9 protein-coding genes and 1 pseudogene are annotated in these 12,892 nt (G+C 65.0%); 4 read left to right on the forward strand and 6 right to left on the reverse strand.

What is annotated here, in order from left to right; genetic code table 11:
* Positions 1-18 precede the first annotated feature (18 nt).
* Positions 19-615: a C40 family peptidase gene (locus KYT87_RS13490; RefSeq protein WP_219992446.1), complete on the reverse strand. Its 597-nt coding sequence runs from the start codon at positions 613-615 to the stop codon at positions 19-21.
* Positions 616-986: 371 nt separating this feature from the next.
* Between KYT87_RS13490 and KYT87_RS13495 the strand changes: the two genes are divergently transcribed.
* Together KYT87_RS13495 and KYT87_RS13500 are read left to right on the forward strand one after the other, a co-directional pair.
* Positions 987-2,549 carry an AMP nucleosidase gene (locus tag KYT87_RS13495; RefSeq protein ID WP_370512749.1) on the forward strand — a complete coding sequence of 521 codons (1,563 nt, stop codon included), beginning with the start codon at positions 987-989 and terminating at the stop codon, positions 2,547-2,549.
* 204 nt (positions 2,550-2,753) lie between these two features.
* Positions 2,754-4,241: an amino acid permease gene (locus KYT87_RS13500; RefSeq protein ID WP_104143982.1), complete on the forward strand. Its 1,488-nt coding sequence runs from the start codon at positions 2,754-2,756 to the stop codon at positions 4,239-4,241.
* Positions 4,242-4,268: 27 nt separating this feature from the next.
* Here KYT87_RS13500 and KYT87_RS13505 read toward each other — a convergent pair whose 3' ends face one another.
* The 3 genes from KYT87_RS13505 to KYT87_RS13515 form a co-directional block, all read right to left on the reverse strand.
* A complete protein-coding gene (locus tag KYT87_RS13505; protein ID WP_219992447.1) occupies positions 4,269-5,435 on the reverse strand; it encodes an FAD-binding oxidoreductase in 1,167 nt (388 codons plus the stop codon).
* Between the two features lie 122 nt (positions 5,436-5,557).
* Positions 5,558-6,454, reverse strand: coding sequence for a LysR family transcriptional regulator (locus KYT87_RS13510; protein WP_219992448.1), 897 nt, complete (start codon positions 6,452-6,454; stop codon positions 5,558-5,560).
* Between the two features lie 148 nt (positions 6,455-6,602).
* Positions 6,603-7,535 carry a YicC/YloC family endoribonuclease gene (locus KYT87_RS13515; protein ID WP_219992449.1) on the reverse strand — a complete coding sequence of 311 codons (933 nt, stop codon included), beginning with the start codon at positions 7,533-7,535 and terminating at the stop codon, positions 6,603-6,605.
* Positions 7,536-7,716: 181 nt separating this feature from the next.
* On the opposite strand from KYT87_RS13515, the gene rph reads away from it, so the two are divergent.
* Positions 7,717-8,451: a ribonuclease PH gene (rph, locus tag KYT87_RS13520; RefSeq protein ID WP_046804942.1), complete on the forward strand. Its 735-nt coding sequence runs from the start codon at positions 7,717-7,719 to the stop codon at positions 8,449-8,451.
* An 84-nt stretch (positions 8,452-8,535) separates the two neighbouring features.
* Here the strand turns inward: rph and KYT87_RS13525 are convergent, their stop codons facing one another.
* Together KYT87_RS13525 and KYT87_RS13530 are read right to left on the reverse strand one after the other, a co-directional pair.
* On the reverse strand, positions 8,536-9,909 hold the full coding sequence (locus KYT87_RS13525; protein WP_219992450.1) for an MmgE/PrpD family protein: 1,374 nt from the start codon (positions 9,907-9,909) through the stop codon (positions 8,536-8,538).
* A 29-nt stretch (positions 9,910-9,938) separates the two neighbouring features.
* The gene (locus KYT87_RS13530) at positions 9,939-11,099 is read right to left on the reverse strand and encodes an acyl-CoA dehydrogenase family protein (protein ID WP_104143913.1); all 1,161 of its coding nucleotides are present in this window, start codon (positions 11,097-11,099) and stop codon (positions 9,939-9,941) included.
* Between the two features lie 239 nt (positions 11,100-11,338).
* Here KYT87_RS13530 and KYT87_RS13535 point away from each other — a divergent pair.
* Positions 11,339-12,724, forward strand: a pseudogene (locus KYT87_RS13535) (methyl-accepting chemotaxis protein); the annotation flags it as partial.
* Positions 12,725-12,892 lie beyond the last annotated feature (168 nt).

Raw genomic sequence — 12,892 nt, forward strand, 5'->3', positions numbered from 1 at the left:
TCCGCGGTTTGGCGAGATTTATCGCGACGCCTGGGCCAGCATCTGGCCCTGCGTGGTGTCCAGATAACGGCGGGCGCCAACGTAGCGCTTCGTCCAGTACGGGTTCTTCATCTCGTCAACGCGCACTTTCGTGCCACGGCGGGGAGCATGAACGAATTTGTTCTGGCCAATATAGATGCCGACGTGCGAGGTGACGCCCCGACCGCGCGTGGCAAAAAATACCAGGTCGCCAGGACGCAGTTCTTTTTTGTTTGGCACGGATTTGCCCTCGCTGCGCTGGGCACGCGCCGTGCGGGGCAGTTCAAGACCGGCGATTTCGCGGAATACGTACAGCACCAGGCCGCTGCAATCGAAACCTTCGGCGTCATCGCCACCCCAGCTGTACGGGGTGCCGATGGCGTCCAGGCCCGCCTGCACGACGCGTTCACTCAGGGTGGGAACGGTGGGCTCTTGCGCCAGGCGCAGGCCGCTAAGCGTCGGGCGGGCTTGTTCGGTGGGCAGTGACGCCTGGGCGGCGTTGGGCAGCCACGAAACGGTCAGTGCAAAGAGGGGGGCTGACAGGAAAACGGGAATGCGGAAACGGGCAAATCGGACTTTTCGCGTGGGCGGAGTCATTACGTCACTTCAAAAATCGGAGTAGGCGGCATGGCTTTGCCTAACGGGGGCAAGCCGGCGGAAAGGGGGCGTCCCGGGCCACGCAAGCCACGGAAGCCGTTGAATTATAATGGAATAAAGTTTCATTACATTTGTAGTGCAATGCAGCATTATCGGTGCCTTGTCGTTACTTTCCGCCCGGGAACCGATGTAACGGGCGCAGCAATTTCGGCTGGACGCGGTGACCGGCCCGCCCGAACGGGGCAGTGGCAAATATGACGCTTCATGCGCGAACGCCTCGGGCATAATCGACCGCATCGGCGCTGGCGGGCCTGACAGACCCCGGGCGCCGAGCAAACCGATAAGACAGATAAGAAGCGGAGCAGAGCTCAATGATGAATGCAGTACACCCCGTGTCTTCGATGAACCGGCCCGATGCCTTGCCCTTTGAACCCTTTCAGGACGCCCGCGCCGCCGTCGCCCGGCTGGCCGAGATCTACGCGCGCAACACGGCATTCCTGCGGGCGGCATTCCGCGAGGTGCTGAAAGAAGGGGCGAAAGAGCACGCAAAGGAAGGCGCAAAGGAAGGCGCCAACGAGGGCGCGAAGGAAGGCAACGGCAGCGCGCCCGAGCGTGCGCGGGCCTACTACCCGGCGATCCGTATCGTGGTGGAAACCTACGACCCCATCGACACTCGCTTGTCGTACGGCCACGTGGCCGAACCCGGCATCTACCAAACCACCATTACCCAGCCCGAACTGTTTCGCGACTACCTGATCGAGCAGGTCGGCCAGCTGCTGCAAAACCATCGCGTCGCGGTCGAAGTCGGCGAGTCCGATTCGCCCATCCCGCTGCATTTCGCCTTCCCGGAAGGCGCGTATGTCGAGGGCGAGCACCTTGAAGCCTTAAAGCGCCCGCTACGCGACCTGTTCGATGTGCCCGACCTGGCCGTTACCGACGACGCCATCGTCAACGGTTCCTGGCGCGGCAAGGACGGCGAGCCCAAGCCGCTTGCTCCGTTCACCGCCCAGCGCGTTGACTACTCTTTGCACCGTTTGCAGCACTACACGTCAACCGCGCCGGCGCATTTTCAGAACTTTGTGCTGTTCACCAATTACCAGTTCTACGTCGACGAATTCTGCGCGCGCGCCCGTGCGCTGATGGCCAGCGGCAACGAGGACTACGAGATGCTGGTAGAGCCCGGCAACCGTATTACCCGGCGCGGCGAAAACGGCCCGGGCGACGAAGGCCAGGGCGTGCGCCTGCCGCAAATGCCCGCCTATCACCTGGTGCGCGGCGACCATTCCGGCATCACGCTGGTCAATATCGGCGTGGGCCCGTCCAACGCCAAGACCATCACCGACCACATTGCCGTGCTGCGTCCGCACGCCTGGCTGATGCTGGGCCATTGCGCCGGCTTGCGGGATTCCCAGCGTTTGGGCGACTACGTGCTGGCGCACGGCTATGTCCGCGAAGACCATGTGCTGGATGCCGATCTGCCCACCTGGGTGCCAGTGCCCGCGCTGGCCGAAGTGCAGGTGGCGCTGGAACAGGCGGTGCAGGAAGTGGCGGGGCTGTCGGGCTGGGACTTGAAGCGCATCATGCGCACGGGCACCGTGGCCACCATCGACAATCGCAACTGGGAACTGCGCGACCACGTTGAACTGGTGGAACGTTTTGCGCAGTCGCGGGCGATTGCGCTGGACATGGAATCGGCCACCATTGCCGCCAACGGTTTCCGCTTCCGGGTGCCGTATGGCACGTTACTGTGCGTGTCAGACAAGCCCCTGCATGGCGAACTGAAACTGCCCGGAATGGCCAGCGTGTTCTATCGCCGGCAGGTCAACCAGCATCTTGAAATTGGCATCCGCGCCCTGGAGCGCCTGCGGGACATGCCGCCGGAACGCCTGCATTCCCGCAAGCTGCGCACCTTCATGGAAACGGCCTTCCAGTAGTCGCGATCCGTCCCCAAACGGCCGCCATTTTTCGAGGCGAGCCCGTTTGCGCTATTCTCGCGCGTTGCTCGGTAATCCCAGGCTTTCGCGAGATGTCCGCGCGGACGCCTTCAAGACGTGAAGGAATGCATTTTGGCTCCATCGGAACACGATGATCGCCGCTCTGGCGGCACGCGCGCGGCGAAGGCGAATCCGCCTTCGGAACTGCGGCGCACCTTGTCCGCGCGCCATCTGACAATGATTGCTGTGGGCGGGTCCATCGGCACCGGCCTGTTCGTGGCGTCCGGCGCCACCATTGCGCGCGCCGGCCCCGGCGGTGCGCTGCTGGGCTATGTGCTGATCGGCGTCATGGTCTATTTTCTGATGACCAGCCTGGGCGAACTGGCCGCCGCCATGCCCGTGTCGGGCTCGTTCTCCACCTATGGCGCGCGCTACGTCGAAGACGGTTTCGGCTTCGCGCTGGGCTGGAACTATTGGTACAACTGGGCAGTGACGGTGGCCGTGGACCTGGTGGCGGCGCAGTTGGTCATGGCCTACTGGTTTCCCGACGTGCCCGGCTTCTACTGGAGCGCCTTGTTTTTGGCCATCACCTTCGGCCTGAACGCGATGTCGGCGCGCGGTTTCGGCGAAGCGGAATTCTGGTTCGCGCTGATCAAGGTCGTGGCGGTGCTGGGTTTTGTCGCGATGGGCGTGATGATGCTGCTGGGCATCATCCGTGGCGGCGAAACGGGAGGGCTGGCGAATTGGACGGTGGGCGACGCGCCCTTCGCGGGCGGCTTTGCCGCACTGATCGGCGTGGCGATGGTGGTGGGGTTTTCGTTCCAGGGCACCGAATTGATCGGCATTGCCGCGGGCGAATCCAAGGACCCCGCGCGCAACCTGCCGCGCGCCGTGCGCCAGGTTTTCTGGCGCATCCTGCTGTTCTACGTCATGGCCATCCTGGTGATCGGCCTGCTGATCCCGTACACCGACCCGCACCTGCTGCGTAACGATGTCGAAGACATCAGCGTCAGTCCGTTCGCGCTGATCTTCGAACGCGCCGGCTTGCTGGGCGCGGCCTCCGTCATGAACGCCGTGGTGCTCACTTCGGTGCTGTCCGCGGGCAATTCGGGCATGTACGCCGCTACGCGCATGCTGTACAGCTTGGCCCGCGAAGGCAAGGCACCGCGCATTTTCGGTCGCATTTCGCGCAACGGCGTCCCGCTGTGGGCGCTGCTGGCGACCACCGTCGTGGCCGCCTTGTGCTTCTTCACGTTTATCTTCAGCCCGAACGCGGTCTACATCTGGCTGCTGAACACCTCGGGCATGACGGGTTTCATCGCCTGGCTGGGCATCGCCATCAGCCATTACCGATTCCGGCGCGGCTACGTCAAACAGGGTCACAGCCTGGCTGACCTGCCGTACGTGTCGCCATTCTTTCCCTTCGGTCCGATTTTTGCCTTTGTACTGTGCCTGATCATCACGCTGGGCCAGAACTACCAGGCGTTCCTGCAGGACCGTATTGACTGGGGCGGCGTGGTGGCCACGTATATCGGCATCCCGCTGTTCTTGTTGATCTGGCTGGGGTATCGCGTCACGCGCGGCTCGCGTTTCATCAGCTACCGCGACATGCGTTTCCCGGATGCGCGGGCGCGCAGCGAATATCTGGATTCCGCCTTGCGAGGTGAACCGGCGGCAGGCGAGGCGCGTTAGTCGCTCCTTGCCCCAGGACAATCGCCCTTAGATGATGTTCTTTTCAAGCAGGGGGCGGTTGTCCAGAACGCGCTGGAACGACAAGGCAGACAAGTCCAGGCTGCGGTAGGCGCCGTACCGTAGCAGCTCTGCGATGCCTCGTCCGGTAGCGGGCGCTTGCTGAAGCCCATGGCCGGAAAAGCCGTTGGCGAAATACAGGTTGGGGCAATCGGGATGGGCGCCGATGATGGCGTTGTGGTCGAACACGTTCATTTCGTAATAACCGGCCCAGGCGCTGCGCACGCGCACGGCCTCGAACGCGGGCACCCGGGCCGCAAGCGCCGGCCAGACGTGGTTGTCGAACGCATCGAGCTGGGCGTCAAGCGGCAAGTCGTCGGCGTCGTCCGCCGCGTCAGGCGAATAACCGCACAGAAATTTGTCGCCGTCCGGACGAAACCAGATGCCCGACGGGTCGATCAGCAAGGGGCAGTTCGGCAGCGCCTGCGGGCAGCTGAAGCTGAACACGGTACGCCGGCGGGCGCGCACGGGCAACGCTATGCCAGCCCATTGGGCCACGCGTGCCGCCCACGGGCCTGCCGCGTTGACGGCCACATCGCAGGGCAGCGCGGCGCCGTCGCTTGTCCAAACCCCGTTCACCCGTGCGCCGTCGCGCAGCAAGCCCACCGCTTGCGCGCGCCGGTACGTTGCGCCTTGCGCGATCGCCTTCTTGCGTAGCGCCTGCATCAACCCGTAGCCATCGAACCAGCCTTCGCCGGACAAGCCCAGCGCGCCCAGCGCCAAGTCGGCAGTATTGAGCCACGGGAATCGCGCTTGCAATTGAACCGGCTCGAGCAAGGCGACGTCGACGCCTTGCGAGCGCTGCGTGTCGTAGTTGCTACGCAGCGTGGCGCAGCCGGCGGCGCTGGCCAGGTACAGATAGCCGGGCTCGGTCAAGCCGATATCGGGCGCCGGATCGTCCACATACAAGGTAGCAGCCAGGTCGCGCAGGAACGCAATGCCCATTTGCGACATGCCGATATTGACGGGCGTCGAGAACTGCTGACGAATGGAACTGGCCGATAGCGCGGACGAAGCCTGGGCGTACGTCGGGTCACGTTCCAGCACCGTGACGTCAAAAGCGTCCGGAGTTTGGCTTAGAAAGTAGGCGATAGAGCTGCCAACGGCACCTCCGCCAATGATGACGACGCGTTGCAAGGCTTGTAGTCCCGTTTTGTATCCAGGGCCAGTTCGGCTTAGCGGCAGCTTGACGGCTTCTGTGCAGCGGCGCAAGCCCCTGCGCGTGTGGCGCCAAACCTGCCCACCGGTGGGAGCGGCGCTTACGGCGCCACGCGGCACTGCTCCAGCATCCAGGCGCCAAATTCGCGCACCAGCGGCGATTCGGCCTGGGTATGGGGATAGACGAAGTAGTAGGCGTCGGCGCTGCTGAGCGCTTGGGGAAACAGCTGGATGAGTTCGCCGGTGTCCAGTTCGCGTTCCACCAGAAAGCGCGGCAACAAGGCCGCGCCCAGGCTGGAGGCGGCCGCTTTCGCCAGCATGGAGGCCTGCTCGAACTGAGGGCCCTGCATGGCGCGCGCCGCGCTGGCGCCGTGTTGATCAAACCACGAGGCCCATTGTGCGGGGCGGGACGTCTGGTGCAGCAGCACGACGTTGGACAGGTCCGCGATGTGCCGGATACCGTGCAAGCGTTGATAGCGCGGGCTGCTGACGGCGATGACCTCTTCGTGCATCAGGTACTCGCACACGGCGCCGGCCCAGTAAGGCGCGCCGAAATGGATGGCCGCGTCAAACGGCTCTTGCGAGAACTCAAAGGGCAGGGTGCGCGACGTGAAGTTGATGGTGACTTCGGGCTTGCGGGCCATGAAATCCCCCAGGCGCGGAATCAGCCAGCGGGTGCCCAGCGTGGGCAGCACCGCCAGATTGAGCTGGTCGCGGCGCGTGCAGGCCATGGTGCGGCGGGTGGCTTCTGACAGCTGGTGCAACAGGATGCGCACCTCGGACGCGTAGGCGCGGCCGGCATCGCTTAAGACCACGCGCTGGCGCACGCGGTGGAACATCGTCACGCCCAGCTGGGTTTCAAGCTGGTGGATCTGGCGCGATACGGCGCTTTGGGTCAGGTGAAGTTCGTCCGCCGCGCGCGACACGCTGTTGCGCCGGGCGACTGCTTCGAAGGCCAGCAGGTTGGCGACGGGCGGCAGAAAGGTCTTGCGGAACATGGGGCTTCCTAATGGATACAGCCTTGGAATACAGCCTTGACGTAAACCCCCCATGACAACACGCCCTTGCGGCCGACCCTATAGGAAAAGTCTGGAATGCAAAGAGGCCGCTTGCGCGGCCCCCCGGATCGCATCAAACCGCCATGGCTTATTCGATGTTCTGCGCCTGTTCGCGCATCTGTTCGATCAGCAGTTTCAGGTCCATGGCGGCGCGGGTGACCTCCATGCTGCCTGCCTTGGAACCCAGCGTATTGGCTTCGCGGTTCATTTCCTGGAACAGAAAATCCAGGCGCTTGCCCGCGCTGCCGGCGTTTTTCTTACCCGATGCGGACTTGCCGCCGCCGTCGGTCAGCAGGTGACGCAATTCTTCCAGGTGCGAACGCAGCCGCGACAGTTCTTCCGCAACGTCGATACGCAAGGCAAACAGGTTGGCTTCTTGCGACAGGCGTTCGGACAGCTCTGTGCCCGAGATGTGCGTGAAGCCGCCAGGGAAGGCCGATTCCACGCTTTCGCGAAGCTTGGCGGCCAGCTTGTCGCGGTGGTCCGACAGCAGTTGCGGCAGATGCGACTGCACGATGTCGACCACGCGGGCGACGCCGTCTGCGCATTCGCGCATCATGCCCGCCAGGCGTTCGCCTTCGCGCGCGCGGCCCTCCTGCAATTGGGTCAGCGCTTGCTGCGCCGCTTGCAGGCAGGCCGCGCCCCACACCTGCGGGTCCAGCGCGTCGTTGCCGCGCTGGCCGGGCCAGTTGAACAATTCCACCAGCCGGGGGGGCGCGATGTCGGGAACAATGCGGCGGGCGGCCTGCAACTGCTCGGCCAGGCTTTCCAGCCACGTGGGGTCCAGCTTGGACAGGTCGGTGCTGGCGTTGCGCGTGAATGACACCCGGATCTCGACCTTGCCGCGCGCCAGGTTGGCGGTCAGCAGTTCGCGCAGCGGCGTTTCAACGTGCCGCAACTCGTCGGGCAAGCGGAAATACAAATCAAGGAAGCGGCTGTTGACGCTGCGCAGTTCAATGGCAAGCGTGCCTTGTTCTAGGTCTGCTCGGGCGTTGCCGAATGCGGTCATGCTGCGAATCATGGTCGTGTCCTGGTAAAGCTTGGGTAAGAGCCGGTTGCGCCGGGGCCCGCAGCGCCCCGGTAAAGGGGGGCGGGTCTGTGTTTTCAACCGGATATATCGCGGCAGGATACTCCAAGCGGGAATTTCCTGCGGCGCCTGCCCGTACAATGCCGCGAACCAATATCTAGACTGGAGTTTGCCTGTGACCACTACGCCCACCATCGCCCGTCCGTCCGGCCGCGCTGTAGACGAACTGCGGCCGTTCAGCCTGGAACGCGGCTTTACGCGCTATGCCGAAGGCTCGGTGCTGGTCAAGGCCGGCGACACCCACGTGCTGTGTACCGCCAGCGTGCTGGAAAAAGTACCGCCGTTCCTGAAGGGCAAGGGCGAAGGCTGGGTCACGGCGGAATACGGCATGCTGCCGCGCGCCACCCATACGCGTGGCGACCGCGAGGCGGCCCGTGGCAAGCAAAGTGGCCGCACACAGGAAATCCAGCGCCTGATCGGCCGCAGCCTGCGCGCCGTCTTCGACATGCGCGCACTGGGCGAACGCACGCTGCATTTGGACTGCGACGTGTTGCAAGCCGACGGCGGCACGCGCTGCGCCAGCATTACCGGCGCGTGGGTGGCGGCGGCCGATGCCGTCGCCTTGCTGATGAAGCGCGGCGACCTGGCCGTCAACCCGATCCGCGATGCGGTTGCCGCCGTGTCGGTGGGCTTGGTGCAAGGGCGTTCAGTACTGGACCTGGACTACCAGGAAGATTCCGCTTGCGATGCCGACGTCAACGTCATCATGACGGGCAGCGGGGCCTTTGTTGAAGTGCAGGGCACCGGCGAAGGCGCCACGTTCACCCGCGCGGAATTGGACACCATGCTGGTGCTGGCCGAAAACGGCATCGCGAGCCTGGTCCGCGCCCAGCGCGCGGCGTTGGTGTAAGCAGCAGTCGTAAAAAGGGATCCGGGCAACGTCTGCGCGGATCCCATAAGCAGGCGGGCATACCGGTACCGGTTCCCGCCCGTCTCAGCCGGGCAGCAACGCGCCAAGCTTGTCAATTTTCTCCAGGCCCCAGATCGACGCGATCAACGTGCGCAGTTCCGCTTCCGTTGCGGCGTCGGCGTAGCGGCCCAGGCTTAGCGTCTTGTCCTCGATTTCCGCGCGGCTCAAGGTATTGCCCGGGTCGCCCTTCGGCTCGTCAACGCGGCCTTGCAGCGTGCGGCCATCTTGCGTGGTGACGGTGACCTTGCCGATCCAGCGTTGCGGATAAGCGTTGTCCACTTCCTCGTCCAGCACCATCTCGACCTTGCCCCGGAATGCCGCCACGGCCGGGTCGTCCAGGCCGGCATCAAATTCAGCCAGCCCGGCGCGCCCCTGGCGAGCGATGAGGCCCAGCACCGTTCCCATCGAAAACTTGGACTGATGCACCGTCTGCGGGTTGACGACGGGCCCCAGCACGTCGATGGCGCCTTGATGCACGTGCGCCACCACGCGCGCCACGTCGGATTCTGCCAGCTTGTGTTCGCGCAGCACCTGTTGCAGCGCATCCGCTGCCGGATGCGTATGACGGCACGACGCATGGAACTTGAATGAGGTTTCGGCCAGCGCCCAGCGTTCGCCCAGGCGGTCGCACAGCTTGGACGGGTCCGCATCGGACGACATGCCCGCCGCCATCCCCTGCGGACCTTCCAGGATGTGGCGCGCGCCCGTGAAGCCCTCGCGCGCCAGATAGGCGGCGGTGATGCCGTCCGCCGCCGCCTTGGCGGTGTGCAGTTGCTTGGAGTCGGCGGCATCGCGCAAAAATTCCCACAGCCCGGCGGCCTGCGTGCCCGCCGAACCCAACGCATGCAGCATCTGTTCAGGCGTCAACTTCAGCAAGCGGCCGGTAGTGACGGCGGCGGCCAGGGTGCCGGCCGTGCCCGTCGTGTGGAAGATCTTGTAGTGCGAACGGCCTAAAAATTCCCCCACGCGAATGCCGACTTCGTAGCCGGCCACGGCGGCCACCAGCACGTCGCGCCCCGAACTACCCAGGGCCTGGGCCACGGCCAACGCCGGCGGAAACACCACGGCGGCAGGGTGGAACACCGAGCCATTGTGCACGTCGTCCTGCTCCACCACGTGGGCCGCGGCCGCGTTCACCATGGCGGCGAACAAGGGCGTGGTGCGGCGCCGCGTGATCAGCACTTCGCTGGGGCCGTCGGTCGGGCCCATGGTGGCGGCGTAGCGGTCGATGGCTTGCACCGCGCGCGCGGAGGCGCCGGCAAGTATCGACGCCAGGCAATCCAGCAGCAGGTCTTCGGCGCGGCGCAATACGGGCGCGGGGATGTCTTCGTAGCGCAGGTTGGCTGCAAAGGCGGCAAGCTCGGCGCTAAGGTGGGGCGTGTCGTTGGCGGCGGTCATGGTCCGGGGCAGTTGGTGGTGGCGTCGGGTCAGAACGAGCGGGGCAGACCCAGGATGTGTTCGGCGACGTAGGACAGGATCAGGTTCGTCGAAATGGGCGCCACCTGATACAGCCGCGTCTCGCGGAATTTGCGTTCCACGTCGTACTCGGTGGCAAAGCCGAAACCGCCGTGAAATTGCAAGCAGGCGTTGGCTGCTTCCCACGACGCGTCGGCGGCCAGCAGCTTGGCCATGTTGGCCTGCGCGCCGCAAGGCTGGTGCGCGTCGAACAGGCGGCAGGCTTCATAGCGCATCAGGCTGGCGGCTTCGACGTTGATGTGGGCGCGCGCGATGGGAAACTGCACGCCCTGGTTCTGCCCGATGGGGCGGCCGAACACCATGCGTTCCTTGGCGTAGGCGGTGACCTTGTCCACGAACCAATAGCCGTCGCCGATGCACTCGGCGGCGATCAGCGTGCGTTCGGCGTTCAGGCCGTCCAGGATGTACTTGAAGCCTTTGCCTTCTTCGCCGATCAGGTTTTCGACGGGAATTTCCAGGTTGTCGAAGAACAGTTCATTGGTCTCGTGATTGACCATGTTCGGAATCGGCCGGATCGTCATGCCGTGCTTGACGGCATGATGCAGGTCCACCAGAAAGATCGACATGCCTTCGGACTTTCGGGTCACCTGGTCCAGCGGCGTGGTGCGCGCCAGCAGGATCATCAGGTCGGAATGCTGCACGCGCGAGATCCAGACTTTCTGGCCGTTGATGACGTAGCGGTCGCCACGGCGCACGGCGGTGGTCTTGATCTTGGTGGTGTCGGTGCCGGTGGTGGGTTCGGTAACGCCCATCGATTGCAGGCGCAGCTCGCCGGCTGCGATGCGCGGCAGGTATTCGCGCTTTTGCGCTTCGGACCCGTGGCGCAGCAAGGTGCCCATGTTGTACATCTGGCCGTGGCAGGCGCCGGAGTTGCCGCCGCTGCGGTTGATTTCTTCCATGATGACCGACGCTTCGGTCAGCCCCAGGCCCGAACCGCCGTATTCCTGCGGGATCAGCGCGGCCAGCCAGCCGGCCTCGGTCAGTGCGCGGACAAAGTCTTCGGGGTAGCCGCGTTCTTCATCGATCTTGCGGAAATACTCTGACGGGAATTGCGCGCAAAGGTCGCGCACGGCTTCGCGGATGTCCTGATAGTCGTGTGAGGCGTGGGGCATAGGGCTGCTGTGATAGGCAAAGGGATGGTTCGGTTCAGCATCGAATGTGCCGCATGGGCGCGGTGCTGCCAATTCACAATTGCTTAATACGGGGTTCCTGTTCGCAAAAGCGCATTCATGACGGGCGTGCGTTCGCCCATCGGGCGGCGGCGCCGGCAGTTGTGTCAAGAAATTGCCAAACTGCGTGTCCATAATCCGAGGCACTGCGCCCCAGGGCGCCTGGTTATAGATGGATGGATATGCGTAAAAATCTCAGGGTCACCACGGCGGTATCGGCCATTCTGGCGTTATTCGTGCTGCTGTTTGCCATAGCGGCCGGCGCCGGCATCGCCGTCCTGCGCGAGAACCGGGCGGATATCGAAGCCTTGGGCCGGGGCAGCGTGGAACGCGCCAGCGACCTGGCCGAACTGACCAGCCGGCTGTTCCAGGCACGCGCGGCGTTGACCGACGCCAAGACCAGCATGGAAGGCGGGCTTGAAGACGCGCGCAACGCATCGCTGGCGCAGGCGGACGCGCTGCTCAAAGAGGCCGGCGCCAGCCTGGCGCGCCTGCGCGCCAACCCGGACACCAGCGCGGCAGGCGGGGCGCTGTTCGACCAGATGCTGGCCGCCCACGCCGCGTTCGCCGACCAGACCCTGGCGCCCATGCTCAGCGCCATCCAGGGCTGGAACGGGATCGAGGTCAACCGGTTGGTGGACAAGGTGTTGCCCGCCAGCGGCGCGGCCTATGTGAAGCAGGCCGACGGATACCAGCGCTATGCGCGCGAGCAGGGCCAGGCCGCCGTGGCCGATGCCAGCCGCACGCTGGAGCGGGTAAGCGCGGTGGCCGCCGCCGTATTGGCCGTGGTGTTGCTGCTGGCCGTGCTGATCCGCTTGGCGTTTCGGCGCGGCATCCTGCGCCCGCTGAACGAAGCCGGCGCGCATTTTGACCGCATCGCCGACGGCGACCTGACGGGCGCCATTGCCATGCGCGGCGACAACGAGATCGGCGTGCTGTATTCGGCGATGCGCCGCATGCAAACGGGGCTGTCGGCGGCGGTGGCCTCCGTGCGCCGGGGTGTCGAAGAGATCCATACCGGCTCGGGCGAGATCGCGGCGGGTGGGGCCGATATGTCGGACCGCACCGCGCGCCAGGCCGGCTCGTTGCAAGAGGCCGCCGCCAATATGACGCAGTTGGCGCACACCGTGCAGGTCACGGCAGGCAACGCCGACCTGGCCAGCCGGCAAGCGCAAAGCGCCACGCAGCTGGCCAAGCAGGGCGGCCGCGCGGTGGATGAAGTGGTGCAAAGCATGCAAGGCATTGCGGACAGCGCGCGCCGCATCGGCGAAATCGTGGGCGTGGTCGACAGCATTGCCTTTCAGACCAATATCCTGGCGTTGAACGCGGCGGTCGAGGCGGCACGCGCGGGCGAGCAGGGCAAAGGGTTCGCGGTCGTCGCGGGCGAAGTGCGGTCACTGGCGCAACGCAGCGCGCAGGCCGCCAAGGAAATCAAGGGCTTGATCGACGACTCGGCCCTGCGTGTCCAGGCCGGCGTGCGCCAGGTGAATCTGGCGGGCGACACCATGCGCGACATGGTGGTGTCGGTGGATCGCGTGACCCAGATCGTCGCCGAGATTTCCAGCGCGACGGCCGAGCAGGCCGCCGGGATCGCCTCGGTGAACGACGCGGTGGCGGACATTGAGCGGTCCACGCAAGAAAACGCCGCCATGGTCGAGCAAACGGCGGCTGCGGCAGCCGCCTTGGAAAGCCAGGCGCAAGGGCTGCGCCGCGCGGTGGCCGTGTTCCAGATCGAA

This window comes from Achromobacter sp. ES-001 (assembly GCF_019448355.1).
Taxonomy (GTDB): Bacteria; Pseudomonadota; Gammaproteobacteria; order Burkholderiales; family Burkholderiaceae_B; genus Achromobacter; species Achromobacter spanius_B.